This is a genomic window from Pseudonocardia sp. HH130629-09, assembly GCF_001294645.1.
Lineage (GTDB): Bacteria > Actinomycetota > Actinomycetes > Mycobacteriales > Pseudonocardiaceae > Pseudonocardia.
Map to the genome: position 1 here is coordinate 2,276,203 of NZ_CP011868.1, position 19,806 is coordinate 2,296,008.

The following is a 19,806-nucleotide window of genomic DNA, read 5'->3' on the forward strand; positions in this document are numbered from 1 at the left end:
ACGATCGGCACCGTGCGCGGGTACGGGGGGCGGCGGCCGGGGGCGGGGATCGTGCCGGCGGGCGGTGCCTCGTCGCGGATGGGGACGGCGAAGGCGTCGCTGGACTGGCACGGGGCGGCGCTGCTGACCCGCACCGTCGCCGTCCTGGGCCGGGCGGTGGACGGGCCGCTGGTCGTGGTCCGCGCCGCCGGGCAGGACCTGCCGGAGCTCCCGCCGGGCACCGAGGTCGTCGACGACCCGGTGCCGGGCCTCGGCCCGCTGCCCGCGATCGGGGCCGGGCTCGCCGCCGTCTCGGGCCGGGCGCAGGTGGCGTTCGTCGCGTCGGTCGACCTGCCGCTGCTGCATCCCGCGTTCGTCGCCCGGGTGCTGGACCTGCGCGGGGACCACGACGTCGCGCTGCCCGAGGCGTTCGGGCACCACCAGCCGCTCGCCGCCGCCTACGCCACCACGCTCGCCCCGGTGATCGACGGGCTGACCGCGGCCGGGCAGGGGCGCCCGCCGTCGCTGTTCGAGCGGGTCTCGGTCCGCCGGATCGGCGAGCAGACCCTGCGCAGCGACCCGGTGCTGGCCCGCCTCGACCCGGACCTGGCGTCGCTGACCAACGTCAACACCCCCGGCGAGCTCGCCGCGGCCCGCGCCCGCCCGCTGCCCGCAGTACGGCTGCACGGCGGCGGCCGGGTCCGCACCGTCCGCGCCCGCACTGCGGGGGAGCTGGGGCGCCCGGTGGCCGTCGCGGGCCGGACCGGGTCGCTGCCGCCGTGGTTCCCGCTGGTGACCGGCGACGAGCTCGTCGTGGTATGACGCACGTCTCGGCCCGGCCTGGTGCCGCTGCCGAGGAAGGACGATGCGCCGCACCACCACCGCCGAGCTCGCCGACGGCGGGCTGCCCGTCTCCCGACGTGCGGGACCACCCGCTCACCGGTGCACTACGAGCCGGTGTGGGCCCCGGCACGTGCAGGATCGGCTGGAGAAGGCGTGAGCACCGCGGCCACGAACCGGGTCAGCTCCCGATCCACGTGCTCGGCGACCGGCCCCCGGGGGTCGAAGCTCCACCACAGCACGGTGCCCTGCCAGTGGGTCGCCAGGAGCGCTCCGGCGCCGTCCGGGGCACCCGGCGTGCCGGCCAGGCACGCGTCGAGGACGTCGGTGAGTGCCTGCTGCCAGGCGGCGCCCCGCCGTCGTACGTCGGGGTCGAGGAGGTCCTCGCGCAGGACCAGCAGCGCGTCGGCGTAGCTGTCGATCCCGCCGTACTGCCCGGAGAGCCCGACCAGGAATGCGACGGCGCCCTCCGGCGTGCGCTCCGCCCGGGCCCCGTCCCCGGCGGTCCGGCGGTCGAGCCGGTCCCACGCGTGCAGCAGGGTGCGGCGCAGCAGGTCGGGCTTGCCGCCGAAGCGCTGCACGAGCGTCGCGGGGGCCAGCCCGCTCGCCTCGGCCAGCGCGGCGAAGGTGAGCGCCTGCGGGCCGCGGGCGTGCAGCACGTCGAGGGCGGCGTCGAGGACGTCCGCGTCGGGGATCTGCTTGCGACGGGGCACGGCTCACCCTCTCAGGCGGGCTGCGCCACGGACGCCGCGGACCCGGCGAGGCCGGCCGGGTCGGGGCCGTAGGGGACCATCCAGGTGGGCTCGATCCGGTAGAAGACCACCTCGTCCCAGACGAACCCGTCCGGGCCGTAGCAGTCCTTCAGGTAGCCGAGGGTCTCGGGCCACCGCGGGTGCTGCGGCGCACCGGCCGGGTTCAGCGGGTGCGCCGTCCCGTGGGTGAAGATCCCGAGGTCGTCGCCGCGCAGGTGGGCGGCGCTGACCGCGGGGCGGGCTGCGAGGTGGCGGGCCTTGACCGCGCGCGGGTCGGTGCCGACGACCCACGCGCCGTGCAGGAGGTGCCCGTCCACGCCGCTGACGCGGGGCTCGCCGCGCCGCGTGGTGGTGGCCAGCGCCAGGGTGCAGATGCCGGTGGCGACCCGGACGAGCTGCTCGGCGGTGAGCGTCCGCTCCCCGGGGACGACGATGCTGCGCAGATGGTCCCCGGCTCCGGAGACGGAGGCGTCCAGCAGCCGCTGGAGGTCGGTGATCTCGGTGGTCGTCTCGAACATGCTGCGGGTCGGTCCCCTCGGCTCGGCTCGGCTCCGACGAACATAACCGAATGCTCGTTTACAAACAATCCGGTCCCTGCCACGCTGCCCGGTATGACGGACCTGAGGGACAGGGTGGCGCTGGTGGCGGGCGCGACGCGCGGCGCCGGACGGGGGATCGCGGTCGAGCTGGGCGCGGCCGGCGCGGTCGTGTACTGCACCGGCCGCAGCACCCGCGCGGCCCGCTCGGAGTACGACCGGCCGGAGACGATCGAGGACACCGCCGATCTCGTCACCGCCGCGGGCGGCACCGGCATCGCCGTGCCCACCGACCACCTCGACCCCGGAGCGGTCGCGGCGCTGGTGGCGCGGGTCGAGCGCGACCACGGCAGGCTCGACGTGCTGGTCAACGACATCTGGGGCGGCGAGATGATGGTCGAGTGGGACGTCCCGGTCTGGGAGCACGACCTGGACAACGGGCTGCGCACGCTGCGCCTGGCGGTCGAGACCCACCTCGTCACCGCCCACCACGCCCTGGGGCTGCTCGCCCGCACGCCCGGCGGCCTCGTCGTCGAGGTCACCGACGGCACCGACGCCTACAACGCCGAGAACTACCGGCTCAACGTGTTCTACGACCTGGCCAAGATCGCGCCCATCCGGCTGGCCCGGTCCTGGGCGCACGAGCTGCGCGGGCACGGCGGGACCGCGGTCGCGGTCACCCCGGGCTGGCTGCGCTCGGAGATCATGCTGGAGCAGTTCGGGGTCACCGCCGACACCTGGCGCGACGCGTGCGCGGCCGAGCCGCACTTCGCGATCTCGGAGAGCCCGCGGTTCGTCGGCCGCGGGATCGCCGCGCTGGCCGCCGACCCCGACCGGCACCGCTGGAACGGCCGCTCCACCTCCTCGGGCGAGCTCGGGCGGGCCTACGGGGTCGACGACGTCGACGGGTCCCGGCCCGACGCCTGGCGCTACGTCACCGAGGTCCAGGACGCGGGACTGCCCGCCGACACGACGGGATACCGGTGACGGCTCACACGGAAGCGCGCGCGTCGCGCCGCTGGATGACCAGCAGCGCCGCCAGAGCCAGCAGCGCGAGCACCGCGGCCGCGACGCAGAACACGATCCCCGCGGTCCGCAGCCCCCACGCCTGGCTCGCCGCGCCCAGCCCGACGACCGGCAGCGAGATCGCCACGTAGACCACCACGAAGTACGACGACGTCGTCCCCGCCCGCTGGTGGGCCTCCACCCGCGCGGTCACCGAGGCCAGGCCAGTGGAGAACGTCATGCCCTGACCGGCCCCGGCGACCACCGCGCCCGCCACCAGCTCGGCCATCGAGCCCTGCCCCACCGCCAGTGCGACGAGCGCGAGACCGGCCGCCAGCAGCACACAGCCCAGGGCGAGGATCCGCTCGGTGGGCGCGGTGCGGACCGCGAGCTGCGCCAGCACCGAGGCGCCCAGCAGCAGCAGCGACATCGCCCCGGCGACGGCGTGGTTCGAGATCCCGACCAGCTCCGCCACGATCCGCGGGGACAGAGCGGTGAACAGGCCCAGCACCGCGAACCCGGCGAACCCGGCCGTCGCCGCCGGCACGAACACCGCGCGCACCGCGGGTGGCACCTCGGGGACCTGAGGCCGCAGCGTCGGGTGCGCGGGCCGGTCGGTCACCGTCTCCGGTGCGCCGAGCACGAGCAGCCCGCACAGCGCGACGGCGACCGCGTGCACCGCGAAGGACAGGTGCAGCGGCGCGGGCAGGTACTCCACGGCCACCCCGGCGAGCGCCGCGCCCAGCCCGAGCCCGCCGATGTTGGCGACGGTCGCGACCGCGGCCCCGCGTTCCCGCCAGGACTCCGGTGCGGCCTCGATGACCGCGGCGGTCGCCGCCCCCGCGAAGATCCCGGCGGAGAACCCGGACAGCAGCCGCCCCACCAGCAGCACCCACACCGGACCCGCGACCAGGAACACCAGGCTCGACGCCAGCGACAGCGCCACCCCGGCCAGCAGCACCGGTCGCCGCCCCAGCTGGTCCGACCACCGGCCGGTGACCAGCAGCGCGGCGAGCACACCGACCGCGTAGAGCGCGAAGATCACGGTCTGGACGGTCGGGGAGAACCCGAGCTCGCGCTGGTAGAGCGCGTACATCGGGGTCGGCATCGTCGCCCCGAGCATCACCACGGCGAACGTCACGGCCAGGCCGGCGACGGCGGCGGCCCGAGGCAGGCGGAGGATGGCGGAACCCCTTCCGGAGGACGTTGCGCGGTGCACCGACGATGATCGCAGCCGGCCCGTGCGACGGCATCCGCAGCGGCGGCGCCCCGGGCCGCACGGTCGGGGGCGCCGCCGGAGGTGCAGGTCGACCCCGTCCGGCGGCGGACGGGTCTTGACCGTCGCTCCGACGCCCCGGTGGGCGTTGTCGGCCGCCGGCCGAGGTCCGGTGCCCGACCGACCGGACCCTCCGGCGGCTCCCACCTCGGGCGCGCGGCGCGCGGTCACGAACTCCCGAAGTCCCTCACTGGGCGGCGACCGCGACCGACTCCAGCGACCGCCACGAGCCGATCCGGTCCTCGTAGGTGCCGACCACGAGGGGGAGCACGTGGGCGCCCAGCAGCAGGCGGAGCGGGGGCTCCGCCATGTCGACCAGGTCGAGGACGGCGCGGTCGGTGTGTGCCGGATCGGCGACCGGCATCTCGGCGAACACCTTGCCGGTCCGGGCCCGGGCCGCGTCGTAGGCGGGGTGGGGCTCGGTCTGCTCACCGGCGGAGCCGAAGCCCGTGACGTACGCGGCGGGCTCCACCAGCGTCACCTTCACACCGAAGTCGCTGGTCTCCTGGGCGAAGGACTCCCCGAGCCCCTCGACCGCGTACTTCGACGCACCGTAGAGGGCGGCGGTGGGGAAACTGATCAGCCCGCCGAAGCTCGACGTGATCAGTACGTGGCCGTGCCGCTGCTCGCGCAGGATCGGGGCGACGGCCTGCAGGAGCCAGACCACCCCGAACAGGTTGACCTCGATCTGCCGACGGGCGGAAGCCTCCGTGGTCTCCTCCAGCGCGCCGAACAGCCCGTGGCCGGCGTTCGCCACGACGACGTCCAGCCGACCGAACCGCTCGACGCCCTGCGCCACCGCCGCGAACACCGCTGCACGGTCGGTGACGTCCAGAGTCATCGCCACCGCCTGGTCCGGGTACTGCGCCACCAGGTCCTCGACCGAGGAGACGTCGCGGGCGGTGACCACGACCCGATCACCGCGGCGCAGCGCCGCCTCGGCCCAGACCCGACCGAAGCCCCGCGACGATCCGGTGACGAACCAGACCTTGCCGCCATCGTGCGAACTCATGTGAATCCCTTCGTCCCGACTGACTCGTGCTCTCGTACGGAACGAGTTCATCCCTGGTCGCGTCGTGCTGCCAGATCGGGTGAAGGGGGGTCTGGCAGAACCTGCCTCCCCGGCAACGCTCGCCGTAACCTGGAGATCGTGGACCAACGTCAGCAGATCCGTCAGTTCTTGATCAGCCGACGAGCACGCCTCACCCCCGAGGCGGTGGGCCTGCCCACACCGGCGGGCCATCGCCGCGTCCCCGGCCTGCGCCGCGAGGAGGCTGCAACCCTGGCCGGGGTCAGCGTCGACTACTACACCAGGCTCGAGCGCGGGACCGCCACCGGCGTCTCGGACTCGGTGCTGCAGGGCCTGTGCCGAGCACTCGCCCTCGACGACGCCGAACGCGCGCACCTGAGTGATCTCCTTCGGGCAGCCACCGCCACCACCGTGGCCCGGCAGCGGCGACTCCCGTCCCGACAGATCTCACCCAGCATGCAGCGGGTACTGGACAGCATGATCACCTCACCCGCGTTCGTCACCAACTCCCGACTGGACCTCGTCGCCACCAACAGCCTGTGCGCCGCGCTGTACGCCGACCTGGACGACCACACCGGCTCCGCGGTCAACCTCGCCCGGTACACCTTCCTCGACCCCCGCGCGCTCGACTTCTACCCCGAGTGGGACACCGTCGCAGAGATGACCGTGGCCCTGCTGCGCTCCAGCGCCGGGCACGACCCCCTCGACCGCGACCTCTCCGACCTCATCGGCGAACTCGTCACGCGCAGCGACGAGTTCCGCACCCGGTGGGCCGCGCACCACGTCCAGCACCACACCTCCGGCCACAAGCGCTTCCACCACCCCGTCGTCGGCGACCTCGAGCTCGCGTTCGACTCCATGGACCACGCCGCGGACCCCACCTTGACCATGACGGTGTACACGGCCGAGCCGGGATCACCCTCCGCCGACGCACTCACCCTGCTCGGCACCTGGACCGCACCCGTGGACCGAGCACGAGGCGCGCACTGACAATCTCACCGCGCCCCCGCCGAGCCGATCAGGAGTCGGCGATCGCGAGGGCCTGAACCGCGGCGACGGGCCGGCGCGCCCGGTACGGCCGGCCACGGCAGGTCCAGGGGCCCGTCGAGGAGACCGACCCGCTCGCACGCCTCCGGTCAGACACCGGCGCGGTGGGTGAACCGTCCGCCGAGGAGCGTCGCCGCGACCGGCATCGCCCGCAGCGTCGCCGGGTCGCAGGAGGTCGGGTCGGCGTCGGTCAGCACGAGGTCGGCGGGCGCGCCCACGTCGATCGCGGCGGCCGAGCCGTCGACCATCCCGAACGACGCACCGAGCGCGGTCGCCCGGTCGATCTCCTGCTCGGGGTGCCAGCGGTCCCGGTCGCCTGCGGTGCGGTGCACGGCCGCGGCGAGCGCGATCCACGGGTCCAGCGGCGCCACCGGGGCGTCGGAGCCGAGCGCGAGGCGGGCCCCGGCGCGGTGCAGTGCCGCGAACGCGAACGCCCGGCCGGTCCGGCCCGCCCAGAGCCGGTCGGCGACGTCGCGGTCGTCGAGGGCGTGCTCGGGCTGCACGCTCGCGACAAGGCCGAGCTCGGCGAAGCGGGGCACGTCGTCACCGGTGAGCAGCTGGGCGTGCTCGACCCGTCCCCGGGCCCCGGTGGCGGCGAACGCGTCGAGGACCAGGGTGTTGGCATGGTCGCCGATGGCGTGCAGGGCGGCGAGCAGACCGCCGGCGTGCGCCCGGGCCAGCAGCGGGCGCAGCTGCCCCGGCGGGACGAGGAGCAGCCCGCACGGGTGTTCCAAGGGGTTCTCCGGCGGCGCGGGGTAGGGGTCGTAGCAGTAGGCGGTGCGGGTGTTGAGCGAGCCGTCGGTGATCACCTTGAGCGGTCCCGCGGTGAGCAGGCCCGCCGTGCCGTCGACGACGTCGCCGGTGCGGAGCCCGGTGGCCAGGGCGTCGTCGAGGCGTTCGGGCCACACCGACGCCTCGATCCGTAGCCCCGTCGTGCCGCCGGCGATCCGGCGCCGCCAGGCCGGCAGTGACCACGGCGCCTCGAAGTCGACGACCCCGACCACCCCGCGCGCCGCCGCCGCGGCGACGGCGTCGGCGACGAACCCGTCGAGGGCCTCGGCCGGCACGTCCGACAGGGCCGGGGTCACGGCGAAGAACTCGGACTCTCGGATCCGTCCCGTCGGGTGCCCGTCGTGACCGAAGCGGGCCAGCGCGGCACCGTTCAGCCAACCCTGGTGCAGGTCGCCGGACACCAGCACGACCGGGACGTCCCCGGTGACCGGGTCGAGCAGCGACCGGTGCGCCTCGTCCGGCCACAGCGCGTCGCGGAAGCCGAAGCCGACCAGCACCTCACCGGCGGCCGGTGGCGCGTCGGCCACCCGGTGCGCCACCAGCGCGGCGGCCTCGGCGGCCGAGCGGGTCCCGGAGACGTCCAGCCGGCGGCGGGCCAGCGCCCACTGCGCCATGTGCACGTGGTGGTCCCACAGCCCCGGCAGCAGCGCCCGGCCGTCGCAGTCGACGACCTCGGCCCCGTCCGGGTCGAGCCCGGCGCGCACGGCACGCACCCGGCCCCCGTCCAGGAGCACGTCGACGGGGTCGCCCAGGCCGTCGCAGCCGGGCCGCAGCGGCCGGACCGACCGCAGCAGCAGGGAGCTCGTCGGCAGGGTGCTCATCCCTGGAAGGGCCGGTCCCGCCCGGTCCAGCGGTCCTCGTCGCGGCGATAGACCGGGATCGGCTTCTCGGCGAGCCGGAAGGTGTAGCGCCCGGCCTCCTCGACGACCTCGCCGTCGGTGGCCAGCATGCTCGGCTCCAGCAGCTCGACGTCGAGGCTGGGCACCTCCCGCTGGTGGTAGACCCGGCTGTGCCCCAGGGCGCCCAGGATCAGCGCGATCACCACCCGCAGCCGGGAGAACCGCACGTCGGCGCGGAGCCAGCGCACGTCGAGCAGGCCCGAGTCCAGCGTCGGCCGCCACGCCGGGACCGCGCCGCGCGGGTAGTACGGGCCGTTCCCGACGAACAGGAACCACACCTTGTACCAGCGGCCCTCGATCTTCACGCTGATCTTCTCCGAGCGCTGCAGCACGGTGATCAGCGCCGCGGCGAACGCCGGCCACTTGCCGTAGCGCGGCTGCCACCGCTCCCGCAGCCGCACCAGCTCCGGGTAGGAGCCGATCGAGGCGGTGTTGATGAAGTAGCGGGTGCGGGTGACCGAGATGTCCTCGGGGTCGTCGAGTCGGCCCGGGTGGGCCTCGACCAGCGCCAGGTCGACCGCGACGGCCTCCCCGGCCTGGGTGGCGTCGACGGCCTCCTGCGTGTCGTAGACGCCGACGTCGCGCGCGAAGTGGTTCAGCGTCCCGCCCGGCACGACGACCAGCGGCAGCCCGTGCCGGTCCGCGACCGCGGCGGCGGTGGCGACGGTGCCGTCCCCGCCCGCGACCCCCACGGCGCGCACCCACCGCCCGCGCTCGGCCAGCGCGTCCTCCAGCATGTCCTCGACCTTCACCCCGTCGCCGACCACCAGGTGGTGCGCCGCGGGCAGCCGCTCCCGCACCTCCTCGGACACGTCGGTGTCGGGCGGCCCGGAGAACGGGTTCGACACGATGACCAGGCCCTCGCCCTGCGGCAGCGCCGGCACGGTGTCGATCGGACGGGCGCGGGCCTCGTCGCTGGGGCGCACCGGCCACCAGCGGTTCGTCAGCTTCGCCACGCCGGTGCCGATCGCCGCGCCGACGAGCACGTCGGACGTCCAGTGCACCCCCACGTGCACCCGTGACCAGCCCACCAGCGCCGCCAGCGGCACCACGACCGGTGCGGCCCGGCGGTTCTCCATCACCACCGCCGTCGCGAACGCCGCGGCCGAGGCGGCGTGCCCCGACGGGAACGACGACGACGACGGCGGGTCGGCCACCGTCCGGTAGGCCGGCAGTTCGGCCGCGGCCGGGCGCCGGCGCGGCAGCAACGGCTTGAGCAGCGCGTTCGCGGTGAAGCTGGTCAGCGCGATGGACGCGATCCCGCGCATCGCCGCCTTGCGCCAGGCTCCCCGGCGCACCGACAGCACCGCGGCGATCGCGAACCACAGCACGCTGTGGTCGGCGGTGCGGGTCAGCCGCCGCAGGGAGGTGTCCACCCGGCTCGGTGGGCGGCTCGAGATGAACTCGGTGACCGCCCGGTCGGCCCGGGACACCGAGTCCGCCCCGCGGTCCAGTCGACGGGACCTGCGGGCGACGCGTTCGAACCATCCACTCACAGTCGTGACAGTAGAGGGGGTCGGGCGCCTACCCTGAACGGCATGCAGCGTCGGATCTTCGGGGTCGAGACGGAGTTCGGTGTCACGTGCACCTTCCACGGGCAGCGCCGGCTGTCCCCGGACGAGGTGGCGCGCTACCTCTTCCGTCGGGTGGTGTCGTGGGGCCGGTCCTCCAACGTCTTCCTCCGCAACGGTGCCCGTCTCTACCTCGACGTCGGGTCGCACCCCGAGTACGCCACGGCGGAGTGCGACTCGCTGACCCAGCTCGTGTCCCACGACAAGGCCGGTGAGCGGATCCTGGAGGACCTCCTGGTCGACGCCGAACGCCGGCTGGTCGACGAGGGCATCGGCGGCGACATCTACCTGTTCAAGAACAACACCGACTCCGCGGGCAACTCCTACGGCTGCCACGAGAACTACCTCGTCGCGCGGCAGGGCGAGTTCTCCCGGATCGCCGACGTGCTCCTGCCGTTCCTGGTCACCCGCCAGCTCATCTGCGGTGCCGGGAAGGTCCTGCAGACCCCGCGCGGCGCGGTCTACTGCCTGTCCCAGCGCGCCGAGCACATCTGGGAGGGCGTCTCCTCCGCGACGACCCGGTCCCGGCCGATCATCAATACCCGCGACGAGCCGCACGCCGACGCCGAGCGCTACCGGCGGCTGCACGTGATCGTCGGGGACTCGAACATGTCCGAGGTGACGACCCTGCTCAAGGTCGGGTCGGCCACCCTGGTGCTGGAGATGATCGAGGCCGGCGTCCAGTTCCGGGACTTCACCCTGGACAACCCGATCCGCGCGATCCGCGAGATCAGCCACGACCTCACCGGGCGCCGCCCGGTGCGGATGGCTGGTGGCCGGGAGGCCTCGGCGCTGGACATCCAGCGCGAGTACCACGCCCGCGCCGTCGAGTACCTGGAGGCGACCGGGCACCCGGACCCGGCGATGGCGCGCGTCGTCGAGCTGTGGGGGCGCACGCTGGGCGCCGTCGAGTCCCAGGACCTGTCGAAGATCGACCGCGAGATCGACTGGGCGATCAAGCACCGGCTGGTGGAGCGCTACCGGGCCAAGCACGACCTGGACCTGTCCAGCGCCCGGGTCGCCCAGCTCGACCTGGCCTACCACGACGTCCGCCGGGGCCGCGGCCTGTTCGACATGCTGCAGCGCAAGGCGCTGGTCGACCGGGTCACCGACGACGGCGAGATCGAGGCCGCCAAGGACACCCCGCCGCAGTCGACCCGGGCGAAGCTGCGCGGTGACTTCATCGCCGCGGCCCAGGCTGCCGGGCGGGACTTCACCGTCGACTGGGTGCACCTGAAGCTGAACGACCAGGCCCAGCGCACCGTGCTGTGCAAGGACCCGTTCCGCGCCGTCGACGAGCGGGTGGACCGCCTGATCGCCTCGCTCTGACCCGAATCCGCGAGTAGCGCTGGTGTCCGGACTGGGGAGATGGCGATAGGTGCCCGCTGACCTGCGATGATCGTGTTTGCGACGACACGACATTGCGGGTTGAGAGGACACCTATCAGGTGCGAACAGTACGCAAGCGACGCCCGCGGTGTGCGCGGGTGCGTCTCGGCGCGCCGGACGCGGCGCTGACCAGGTTCTCCGGGCTGGCCGCGGTGACCGAACTGATCGACCGGCTCGGGATCATCGACAAGCTCGACGCCGCGGTCGGGCCCATCAAGGACCGCGACCGCGGGTGCAGCGCCGGGCAGATGCTGGTCGGCATGTCGGCGGCGCAGCTGTGCGGGGAGGACTTCCTGGTCGGGCTGGACCGGCACCGCGCCGACACCGCCGGGCAGGCACTCACGCCGGTGCCGGGGTTGGCGTCCACGACCGCCGCCGGGCTCGCGCGCAAGTTCATCGAGGGGCAGTGGGCGGCGGTGGAGACCGGGCTCGGTGACGTGCACACCACCGCGCTGGACCTGCTCGCCCAGGTCGACCCGGACCGGGCCGAGCAGCTGACGGCGGACGTGACGATCGATCTGGACACCACCGATGTCGAGGTTTACGGCCGGCTCAAGCAGGGCGTGGCGTTCAACCACCAAGGCCAGCGGGTCGCCCGCCCGCACGTCGCGACCTGGGCCGACACCGCGGTGGTGCTGGCCGCTGACCTCGGTTCGGGCCGGGATGACCCCCGCGCCACCAGCGCCGAGCTGTTCTACCGGGCGCTGGCCGCGCTCCCCGCGCAGGCGCGGGCGGGGCGAGTCCGCGTGCGTGCGGACGCGGGCTACTTCGCCGGGCAGCTCGCCCGCGCAGCCCTGTTCGTCGGCGTGGAGTTCGCCATCGGCGCCCGACGCATCGCGCCGCTGTGGCGCATCCTCGACGGCGTCGCGGCCGACGGGTGGACCGACGCGATCGACATGACCGGCGCGCAGGTCGCGGTGGCCGACTATTGCCCGAACTGGTGGCCCGCAGCGACCCAGCTGCTGATCCGTCGGGTCCGGCTCGACCTGGACCACGGCCAGGTCTCCGGTGACCCGCGAGCGCGGCGCCGACGCACCCTGCACCCCGCCCAGCGGGCGCTCCCGCTCGACGACCTCGCTACGGTGGCCAAGGTCGACGGGGTGTTCGCCTACTCGTTCATCGTGACCAACCTCGACGTCTCCACACCTGCCGCAGCCGCGCAGGCCGAGTACTGGTACCGCCACCGCACGAAGGTGGAGAACCTGTTCCGCGACACCAAGCACGGCGCCGCGCTGCGCCACCTCCCCTCCGGACACCTCGCGGTGAACCGAGCCTGGATGTGGGGCGCACTCCTGGCCGCCACCACCAGCGGGTGGCTGCACCACCTCACCGCCCGCACCCGCGACGGGCGCCTGGTCGGGCACGGCGTCCGCGGCGGCCAGGCCATGATCGCCACCCTGCGCCGGCGGCTGATCACCATCCCCGCCCGCCTCGTGCGCCACGCCCGCGGCCTCACCCTGCGCCTACCACCCGGCGAGCACCTACTCGCCGAGGTCCTCGCCCGCGTCCGCGCCCTGCCCGCTCCGTCCTGACCCGGCCGCACCGGCCCCGACCAGCACAGGAACCCGCCACCCGAGGCGACACTCGGGCCGCCCGCTTGCCCACCACCCAACTCCCGACCCAAGCAACATCAACTTTGGCCGACCAAGATCAGCTCATGACCTACTCGCGGATTCGGGTCTGACCGCCGCCCCCGGGGTGGGAGTGCACCCACCCCGGGGCCACGGATCAGTCCGGCTGGGCGATCCGACCGAAGCGCGACTCCTGCGGGTCGGCGAACACGTGCAGCCCGAACCGCGACGACAGCTCCCGGCAGACCGCGACCCCGCGCACCGAGTTGCCGTGCCGGTCCAGGCCGGGGGAGTACACGCCGAGCCCGAACCAGCGCGGCAGTACACCCATGATCCCGCCGGACACCCCGCTCTTGGCCGGGATGCCGACGTCGTGCGCCCACTCGCCCGCGGCGTCGTACATGCCGCACATGCTCATCACGCTGATCACCGTGCGCAGGTGCTCGCGGGACAGCGCCCGCTCACCGGTCAGCGGGTTGACCCCGCCGTGCGCGAGTGTCGCGCCCATCACCGACAGCTCCGGCGCGGTGACCGTGATCGAGCAGGCGGCGAGGTAGACGTAGAGGGTGTCGTCGATGTCGCCGTGCAGCATCCCCAGGCTCCGCATGAGATAGCTGAGCCCGAGGTTGCGGTCGTTGGAGACCAGCTGCTCGTCGAGGACGTCCTGGTCGATCTCCAGCGACGGGTTGCCGGTGTAGACCCGGTTGCGCTCCAGCAGCCGCCCGGCCCGCTCCTCCTTCGTCGCCCCCTGCACCATGTTCGCCGCGACCAGCGCCCCGGCGTTGATCATCGGGTTGAACGGGCGGTGGTGCACCTGGTCGAAGGTGATGGAGTTGAACGGGTCCCCGGAGGGCTCCACGCCGATCCGGCGCAGCGTCTCGGCCAGGCCGTTGTCCTCCAGCGCGAGCCCGTAGGTGAAGACCTTCGAGATCGAGTGCAGCGGGAAGCGGACCTCGCAGTCCCCGACCTGCCACTGCGTGCCGTCGACGTTCGTCCCGGCCAGGCCGAACTCCTCGGCCCGGGCCTCCATCTCCGGCGGGTAGTAGCTGACGACCTCCTCGCCGGGCAGCAGGATGCCGCTCCCCGCGGTGCAGGTGCTGCGGAGCTCCTCGAACTGCTGCTGGACGAGTTCACGTTCGGCCTGGGCGACCATCGGTGTCCCTTTCGTCGGGGGTGTCCGGGCGCACCGTACCGACGGCGACGGGCCGGGCCGCGGGCTCAGCCGTCGCGCCGGGTGGGCCAGGGGCCCACCGACGGTCGTTCGGGCCTGTCGAGCCGAGGTCCTCCTCGTCCTCCGTCGCGGCCCACGACCCGGCGGAGGACGACCCGCCCGCGTACGGGCCGAGGGCGTGGCCGTGCCACATGCGGTCGGCACTGCGACCCGCCACTCGCGGAAGGCCCTGCCGTGATCGCCCCCACGGTCCGATCCAGTTCGTCGGCGAGCCGCTCGGCGTCGTCGTCGCAGGCGTCGCAGCCGCACACGGGCAGCGACGACCGCCACCCGGACCCGGCGGAGACGACGAGCCCGGGAAGCGTCGTCCACGTGACGGTCAGCGTGGCGGCCGCCGGATTGCGCGGACGCAGCGACGTCGTCCGCAGGACGGTGTCGGGCGGAAGCTCCGCGGCGTCCACGGTGGTCGCAGGGTCCTCGGACACCTCGGACACCTCGGACACCTCGGACACCTCGGCGTCGAACCGTGCCACCAGGTCCGCGACCAGCGCGTCGGCGACGGCGTGCAGCGGCCGGAACCGCTCCGGGTGGGTCACCACCGAGTAGCTGTCCTCGGGCGGGCCGTCGGAGTCACACCGGTGGCCGTAGGGGATCACCGCGCCGTCGGCGTCGCGGAACGGCCCGGTCACGACGACCGGACGGCGGTAGCCGGACACCCCCGCAGCATGACCGCGGCCCGGACCCACGGCACCCGGTTTCCGTCCGCCGGGGCGACGGCCCGCGCCCCGGTCAGGGCGCCTCGCCGATCCCGTCGGGCAGCCAGCCGTCGCCGGAGGGGTACATCTCGGTGGTCTCCTCGCGCCGGCCCGGGCGCACGATCCTGCCCAGCCGCGACTCCGACGGGTCGGCGAACACGTGCAGCCCGAACCGGTCGGACAGCTCCCGGCACACCGCCACCCCGCGGACCGAGTTGCCGTGCCGGTCCAGCCCGGGGGAGTAGACGCCGACCCCGATCGCGTCCGGGATCGCCGCCAGGATCGCCCCGGAGACGCTGGACTTGGCCGGGATGCCGACCTCGTAGGCCCACTGTCCGGCGGCGTCGTACATGCCGCACATGCTCATCACGCTCAGCACGTCCCGGGTGTAGGTGCGGGGCAGCGCGGGCACCCCGGTGAACGGGTTCGCCCCGCCCCGGGCCAGGGTCGCCGCCATCGTCGACAGCTCGCTCGCGGTGACCGTGACCGAGCAGGCCGCCAGGTAGACGTAGAGGTTGTCCTCGATGTTTCCGTGCAGCATCCCCAGGCTGCGCATCAGGTAGGACAGCGCGACGTTGCGGTCGTTGGAGACCAGCTGCTCGGCGAGGACGTCCTCGTCGACGGCCAGGTCGGGGTTGCCCGCGTAGATCCGCAGCCGGGTCAGCAGCCGCTCGACCTTCTCCTCCCGCGTCGCACCGTGCACCAGGTTCACCGCGACCAGCGCCCCCGCGTTGATCATCGGGTTGAACGGGCGGTGGTTGACCTCGTCGAAGGTGATCGAGTTGAACGGGTCCCCGGACGGCTCGACCCCGACCCGCAGCAGGACCTCCTCGCGGCCGTTGTCCTCCAGTGCCAGGCCGTAGGTGAACACCTTCGAGATGGAGTGCAGCGGGAATCGGACGCCGGCGTCGCCGACCTCCCACTGGGTGCCCTCGATGTCGGTGGCGGCCAGCCCGAACAGGTGCGACCGCTCGGCCATCGCCGGCGGGTAGTAGGCGACGACCCGCCCGTCGGGCACCCCACCGGGGCCCCCGATCGCCGCGTGCAGCTCCTCGAGCTGCCGCTGCACGATCGCGCGCTCGGTCTGCTGCTCCATCGGCGCCCCTCCTCGCGGACCGGTCCGTCCGTGCGGAGCGCAAACTAGATCACCGGTGCGCGGTCACTCGATCCCGGGCATGATCCGGCGCCGCAGCTCGGCCAGCTCGTCCTGGACCTCCGGGTCGGCCGGGCCCGCCTTCTCCGGTGCCGGGGCGATCCCCATGGACCGCAGCAGGCCGGTCGCGGCCGCGGCCGGGTCCCCGGTCTCCCCGAGCACCGGGCGCAGGCCCTGGTCGGCCAGGTGGTGGAACACCAGGTTCACCACGGTCCACGGGTTGTAGGTCTCCTGCTCGCCGGACATGCGCCACCTCCACGTGCCGGTACGGCCGCGGCGCCGCACCCGGGGTCGAGCCTTTGCCGTGCGCGGGCCGTCGTCAACGACCCTGTCGCAGGATGAGACACCGGTCAGCGGTGACCGGTACCCGGCGCGGTCCCGGGTGCCCGCGGCCCGGGGCGCCCGATCCGCCCCGTCCGGCCTGGCTACGATGCCCGTCGTGTCCTCCGCCCGCGCCGAGCGACTGGTCAACCTGGTGCTCTGCCTGATGTCGACGCGCCAGTACCTGTCCGCGGAGCGGATCCGGTCCATCGTCCCCGGCTACGCCGACGGCGCCGGCGACGAGGCGTTCTTCCGGATGTTCGAGCGGGACAAGGCCGAGCTGCGCGAGCTGGGCGTGCCCCTGGAGACCGGCCACAACTCGGTGTTCGACACGGTCGAGGGCTACCGGATCGCCCGGGCCGACTACGAGCTCGGCGAGATCCACCTCGACCCGGACGAGGCGACCGTCGTCGCGCTGGCCGGGAACCTCTGGGACTCCCCGGAGCTGGCGGGGGCCGCGCACGGCGCGCTGGTGAAGCTGCGCGCCGCCGGGGTCGAGGTCGCCGAGACCCCGGCCGCGGCGATCCGCCCCGGTGCCGCTGCGGGCGAGCCGGCGCTCGCGCCGCTGTTGGGCGCGGTGCGCACCGGCCGCGTCGTCACCTTCGACCACCGCCGCGGGGGCCCCGCCGGGGAGCTGGTGCGGCGCACCGTCGAGCCCTGGGGTGTGGTGTCGTTCCGGGGCCGCTGGTATCTGGTGGGCCACGACCGGGACCGCGACGACGTGCGCTGCTTCCGGCTCTCCCGCGTCGAGGGCCCGGTCCGCGCGGTCGGGCCGGAGGGCGCGGTCACCGCGCCCGACGGCGTCGACCTGCGCGCGCTGGTGCGCGCCTCGGCGGGCCCGCAGCCGGTGTCGGGGACCGCGCGGGTCTGGGTCGCGGCGGGACGCGCGGCCGGGCTGCGCCGCACCGGCCGCGAGCGCGGGCCGCGCGACCACGCGGGCCGTCCGGGCGTGGAGATCGAGCTGGACCTGCGTGACCGGGGCACCGTCGCGCGCTGGCTGGCCGGGCACGGCCCGGACGTCGCCGTCCTGGACCCGCCGGAGCTGGCCCACGCGGTCCGCGAGCTGTGGGAGGCCGCGCTCGGCGCCGGAGCCCGGGGGGCCCGCACGTGAGCCGTCAGGGCGTCGCCCAGCGCCTACCCCGGCTGTTGTCGCTGGTGCCCTACCTGCGCGCGCACCCCGGGGTGCCGGTCGCCGAGGCCGCCGCGGACTTCGGCGTCGACGAGCGGCAGCTGCGCAAGGACCTGGAGCTGCTGTGGATGTGCGGCCTGCCCGGCTACGGGCCGGGTGACCTGGTCGACCTGTCCTTCGCCGGGGACACCGTCGACGTCGTCTTCGACGCCGGGCTGACCCGGCCGCTGCGCCTGACCACGACCGAGGCGACCGCGTTGCTCGTGGCGCTGCGCATGCTGCACCAGACCGCCGGGGTGGTCGACTCCGACGCCGTCGGGCGGGCCATCGCCAAGGTCGAGGCCGCGGTGGGGGAGGCGGCCGGCCCGGGCGGCCTGGTCACCGTCGAGTCCGGGATCGGTGAGCGCGACACCACCGCCGTCGTGCGCCGGGCCCTGGACCGCGGGCGCGCGCTGCGCATCGTCTACTTCACCGCGGGCCGCGACGCGGTGTCCCGCCGCGACGTCGACCCGATGCGGATGGTCGTCAGCGGCGGGCGCGGCTACCTGGAGGCGTGGTGCCGCCGGGCCGAGGACGTGCGGATGTTCCGCCTGGACCGGGTCGAGCAGGCCGAGGAGCTCGACGAACCGGCCCGCGCACACCCCGAGGCCCGGCCCGTCGACGTCTCGCACGGGCTGTTCAGCCCGCGCGCCGAGCACCGGTACGCGGTCCTGGAGCTCGAACCGGACGCCCACTGGGTCGCCGAGTACTACCCGGTCGACGAGGTGCGCACCGCCGCCGGCGAGCTGGTCGAGGGTGACCCGCCGCCCGGCGCGCCGGACCCGGTGCCCGCACCGGCGGGCGGCGACGACCGGCTGCGGGTGCTGCTCCGCTTCGCCGACGACGACTGGCTGGTCCGTCTCGTGCTCGGCCTCGGCGGCGCGGCCCGCATCCTCGAACCGCCCGAGCTGGCCACGGCGGTGCGCGACCGGGCCCGCGAGGCCCTCCGGACCGCCGACGCGTCACCCGGGGTCACCCCGCCCGTCACCGACGCATGAATGCGACAGGATGACGACGACGGGATGAACACCGGGTGACCGTGGCCACGTCCGACGACGGGGGGCCGGGCGACCGATTCGCCCGTGTCTACACTCAGTCCTGACCCGGCCCGATCGACGCGAGGTGGACCCATGCCCGGTGGCTACGAGTGGCTGATCATCATCGCCGTTCTGCTCCTGCTGTTCGGCGCGAAGAAGCTGCCCGAGATGGCGCGTTCGGTCGGCCAGTCCGCCCGCGTGTTCAAGGGCGAGATGAAGGGCCTCAAGGACGACGACGCCCGCACCCGCCAGGGCGAGGAGCCCAAGCCCGCCCAGGAGCTGCCTGCAGCCGCCCCGGCGCCGCAGCAGACCGCCCCGGCCCCGCAGCCGCAGGCCCCGCAGCAGCCGCAGGCACCCGCGCAGGCCACCGACCGGCCCGCCGGCCCGGCCGCCTGAGGCACCTCCTCCCGTGAAGGCACCGTTCCGTCGGAAGCGCAGGCTCAACCCCGACGGGACCATGACCCTGATCGAGCACCTCTACGAGCTGCGCAACCGGCTCGGCATCTCGCTCGCCGCGATCGTGGTGACGACGGTGTTCGGCTACATCTGGTTCGAGGTCTCGTTCCTCGGCTTCCCCAGCCTGGGGGAGCTGCTCAAGGAGCCCTACTGCTCCCTGCCCCCCTCGGCGCGCGCGTCGCTGACGGCGGACCCGAACGTCTGCACCCTGCTCGGGACCACCCCGTTCGACCAGTTCATGCTGCGCCTGAAGGTCGGGGCGACGGCCGGGGTGATCCTGGCCTGCCCGATCTGGCTCTACCAGCTGTGGGGGTTCATCACCCCGGGCCTGCTGAAGACGGAGCGCCGCTACGCGCTGAGCTTCGTCTCGGTCGCCGCGGTGCTGTTCGTCGCCGGCGCGGTGCTGGCCTACCTGATCATCCCGCAGGCGCTCGGCTTCCTGCTCACCATCGGTAGCGAGATCCAGACGACGGCGCTGACCGGCACGTCGTACTTCTCCCTGGTCGTCAACCTGATCGTCATCTTCGGGGTCAGCTTCCTGATCCCGCTGCTGGTCGTCGCGCTCAACGCGGCCGGGGTCGTGTCCTACGACCTGTTGCGCCGCTCCCGGCGCGGGCTGATCTTCGGGCTGTTCTGCTTCGCCGCGATCGCCACGCCCGGCCAGGACCCCATCTCGATGCTGGCGCTGGCGTTCGCGCTGACCCTGCTGTTCGAGGCGGCCATCCAGGTCTGCCGGATCACCGACCGCCGCCGGGCCCGCCGGCGGGCCGCCGAGGGCTGGGACTCCCTGGACCCGGACGAGCCGTCGCCGCTGGACACCACGCCGTCGCCGATCGAGGGGCCGTCCGGACCGGTCGAGCCCTCCCGGATCGAGCCGCCCGCCCCGGTGTCCGCCACCTCGACGCACGTCGTTCCCCCGACCGGTGGCGCCACGGGCGCGGCGAACGCCCGCCCCGGTGCCGGGGCGAACGGGACCGCACCCGAGCCGCCCCGCTACGACGACATCACCTGACCGGGCGGCGCCGCAGATCCCCCCGCGGCCCGGTCCGGCACGGCTCC

General features: G+C 74.3%; 19 protein-coding genes. 9 read left to right on the forward strand and 10 right to left on the reverse strand.

The window, feature by feature from the left end; translation table 11 throughout:
• The first annotated feature begins 12 nt into the window (after positions 1-12).
• A complete protein-coding gene (gene mobA / locus XF36_RS10470) occupies positions 13-801 on the forward strand; it encodes a molybdenum cofactor guanylyltransferase (protein WP_064485407.1) in 789 nt (262 codons plus the stop codon).
• A gap of 125 nt (positions 802-926) precedes the next feature.
• Here the strand turns inward: mobA and XF36_RS10475 are convergent, their stop codons facing one another.
• Together XF36_RS10475 and XF36_RS10480 are read right to left on the reverse strand one after the other, a co-directional pair.
• Entirely contained in the window at positions 927-1,532 is a 606-nt protein-coding gene (locus tag XF36_RS10475; RefSeq protein ID WP_060711853.1) for a TetR/AcrR family transcriptional regulator, read from the reverse strand.
• An 11-nt stretch (positions 1,533-1,543) separates the two neighbouring features.
• Positions 1,544-2,089, reverse strand: a complete 546-nt coding sequence (locus XF36_RS10480) for a hypothetical protein (RefSeq protein ID WP_060711854.1) — start codon at positions 2,087-2,089, stop codon at positions 1,544-1,546.
• A gap of 93 nt (positions 2,090-2,182) precedes the next feature.
• On the opposite strand from XF36_RS10480, the gene XF36_RS10485 reads away from it, so the two are divergent.
• Positions 2,183-3,094 (forward strand): SDR family oxidoreductase, encoded by a 912-nt coding sequence (locus XF36_RS10485; protein WP_060711855.1) that lies wholly within the window; start codon positions 2,183-2,185, stop codon positions 3,092-3,094.
• 4 nt (positions 3,095-3,098) lie between these two features.
• On the opposite strand, the gene XF36_RS10490 is transcribed toward XF36_RS10485, so the two are convergent.
• Positions 3,099-4,253 (reverse strand): MFS transporter, encoded by a 1,155-nt coding sequence (locus XF36_RS10490; RefSeq protein WP_238589209.1) that lies wholly within the window; start codon positions 4,251-4,253, stop codon positions 3,099-3,101.
• Positions 4,254-4,575: 322 nt separating this feature from the next.
• Positions 4,576-5,400 carry an SDR family NAD(P)-dependent oxidoreductase gene (locus tag XF36_RS10495; protein ID WP_060711856.1) on the reverse strand — a complete coding sequence of 275 codons (825 nt, stop codon included), beginning with the start codon at positions 5,398-5,400 and terminating at the stop codon, positions 4,576-4,578.
• 138 nt (positions 5,401-5,538) lie between these two features.
• On the opposite strand from XF36_RS10495, the gene XF36_RS10500 reads away from it, so the two are divergent.
• On the forward strand, positions 5,539-6,408 hold the full coding sequence (locus XF36_RS10500; RefSeq protein ID WP_060711857.1) for a helix-turn-helix transcriptional regulator: 870 nt from the start codon (positions 5,539-5,541) through the stop codon (positions 6,406-6,408).
• A 146-nt stretch (positions 6,409-6,554) separates the two neighbouring features.
• On the opposite strand, the gene XF36_RS10505 is transcribed toward XF36_RS10500, so the two are convergent.
• Both XF36_RS10505 and XF36_RS10510 read right to left on the reverse strand, forming a co-directional pair.
• Positions 6,555-8,078 (reverse strand): amidohydrolase, encoded by a 1,524-nt coding sequence (locus tag XF36_RS10505; RefSeq protein WP_060711858.1) that lies wholly within the window; start codon positions 8,076-8,078, stop codon positions 6,555-6,557.
• A complete protein-coding gene (locus XF36_RS10510) occupies positions 8,075-9,652 on the reverse strand; it encodes a phosphatase PAP2 family protein (protein ID WP_238589210.1) in 1,578 nt (525 codons plus the stop codon). Before XF36_RS10510 ends, XF36_RS10505 begins: the two co-directional genes overlap by 4 nt.
• Before the next feature lie 42 nt (positions 9,653-9,694).
• Here XF36_RS10510 and pafA point away from each other — a divergent pair, with 42 nt between their 5' ends.
• Together pafA and XF36_RS10520 are read left to right on the forward strand one after the other, a co-directional pair.
• A complete protein-coding gene (pafA, locus tag XF36_RS10515; RefSeq protein ID WP_060711859.1) occupies positions 9,695-11,056 on the forward strand; it encodes a Pup--protein ligase in 1,362 nt (453 codons plus the stop codon).
• A 157-nt stretch (positions 11,057-11,213) separates the two neighbouring features.
• Positions 11,214-12,647: an IS1380 family transposase gene (locus XF36_RS10520; protein ID WP_060710862.1), complete on the forward strand. Its 1,434-nt coding sequence runs from the start codon at positions 11,214-11,216 to the stop codon at positions 12,645-12,647.
• Between the two features lie 196 nt (positions 12,648-12,843).
• Here XF36_RS10520 and glsA (XF36_RS10525) read toward each other — a convergent pair whose 3' ends face one another.
• The 4 genes from glsA (XF36_RS10525) to XF36_RS10540 all read right to left on the reverse strand — a co-directional run bounded on the left by glsA (XF36_RS10525) (position 12,844) and on the right by XF36_RS10540 (position 16,011).
• Positions 12,844-13,839 carry a glutaminase A gene (glsA, locus tag XF36_RS10525; RefSeq protein ID WP_060711860.1) on the reverse strand — a complete coding sequence of 332 codons (996 nt, stop codon included), beginning with the start codon at positions 13,837-13,839 and terminating at the stop codon, positions 12,844-12,846.
• 65 nt (positions 13,840-13,904) lie between these two features.
• Entirely contained in the window at positions 13,905-14,573 is a 669-nt protein-coding gene (locus XF36_RS10530; protein WP_060711861.1) for a DUF6226 family protein, read from the reverse strand.
• A gap of 73 nt (positions 14,574-14,646) precedes the next feature.
• Positions 14,647-15,708: a glutaminase A gene (gene glsA / locus XF36_RS10535; protein WP_060711862.1), complete on the reverse strand. Its 1,062-nt coding sequence runs from the start codon at positions 15,706-15,708 to the stop codon at positions 14,647-14,649.
• A gap of 63 nt (positions 15,709-15,771) precedes the next feature.
• Positions 15,772-16,011, reverse strand: coding sequence for a hypothetical protein (locus tag XF36_RS10540; protein WP_060711863.1), 240 nt, complete (start codon positions 16,009-16,011; stop codon positions 15,772-15,774).
• 193 nt (positions 16,012-16,204) lie between these two features.
• Here XF36_RS10540 and XF36_RS10545 point away from each other — a divergent pair, with 193 nt between their 5' ends.
• From XF36_RS10545 to tatC, 4 genes are all read left to right on the forward strand, one after another.
• The gene (locus XF36_RS10545; RefSeq protein WP_060714583.1) at positions 16,205-17,197 is read left to right on the forward strand and encodes a helix-turn-helix transcriptional regulator; all 993 of its coding nucleotides are present in this window, start codon (positions 16,205-16,207) and stop codon (positions 17,195-17,197) included.
• Complete coding sequence (locus XF36_RS10550) at positions 17,194-18,252, forward strand: helix-turn-helix transcriptional regulator (RefSeq protein WP_060714582.1); 1,059 nt, start codon at positions 17,194-17,196, stop codon at positions 18,250-18,252. Before XF36_RS10545 ends, XF36_RS10550 begins: the two co-directional genes overlap by 4 nt.
• A gap of 132 nt (positions 18,253-18,384) precedes the next feature.
• Positions 18,385-18,687 (forward strand): Sec-independent protein translocase subunit TatA, encoded by a 303-nt coding sequence (gene tatA, locus XF36_RS10555; protein WP_060711864.1) that lies wholly within the window; start codon positions 18,385-18,387, stop codon positions 18,685-18,687.
• A 61-nt stretch (positions 18,688-18,748) separates the two neighbouring features.
• The gene (tatC, locus tag XF36_RS10560) at positions 18,749-19,759 is read left to right on the forward strand and encodes a twin-arginine translocase subunit TatC (RefSeq protein ID WP_145981610.1); all 1,011 of its coding nucleotides are present in this window, start codon (positions 18,749-18,751) and stop codon (positions 19,757-19,759) included.
• Positions 19,760-19,806 lie beyond the last annotated feature (47 nt).

What these genes read in the sequence shown, in the direction of transcription:
- glsA (WP_060711860.1), bottom strand. Translation starts at nt 13,839, where the DNA reads ATGGTCGCCCAGGCCGAACGTGAACTCGTCCAGCAGCAGTTCGAGGAG.
- pafA (WP_060711859.1), top strand. Translation starts at nt 9,695, where the DNA reads ATGCAGCGTCGGATCTTCGGGGTCGAGACGGAGTTCGGTGTCACGTGC.
- XF36_RS10485 (WP_060711855.1), top strand. Translation starts at nt 2,183, where the DNA reads ATGACGGACCTGAGGGACAGGGTGGCGCTGGTGGCGGGCGCGACGCGC.
- glsA (WP_060711862.1), bottom strand. Translation starts at nt 15,708, where the DNA reads ATGGAGCAGCAGACCGAGCGCGCGATCGTGCAGCGGCAGCTCGAGGAG.
- XF36_RS10505 (WP_060711858.1), bottom strand. Translation starts at nt 8,078, where the DNA reads ATGAGCACCCTGCCGACGAGCTCCCTGCTGCTGCGGTCGGTCCGGCCG.
- XF36_RS10540 (WP_060711863.1), bottom strand. Translation starts at nt 16,011, where the DNA reads ATGTCCGGCGAGCAGGAGACCTACAACCCGTGGACCGTGGTGAACCTG.
- tatA (WP_060711864.1), top strand. Translation starts at nt 18,385, where the DNA reads ATGCCCGGTGGCTACGAGTGGCTGATCATCATCGCCGTTCTGCTCCTG.
- XF36_RS10480 (WP_060711854.1), bottom strand. Translation starts at nt 2,089, where the DNA reads ATGTTCGAGACGACCACCGAGATCACCGACCTCCAGCGGCTGCTGGAC.
- tatC (WP_145981610.1), top strand. Translation starts at nt 18,749, where the DNA reads ATGACCCTGATCGAGCACCTCTACGAGCTGCGCAACCGGCTCGGCATC.
- XF36_RS10495 (WP_060711856.1), bottom strand. Translation starts at nt 5,400, where the DNA reads ATGAGTTCGCACGATGGCGGCAAGGTCTGGTTCGTCACCGGATCGTCG.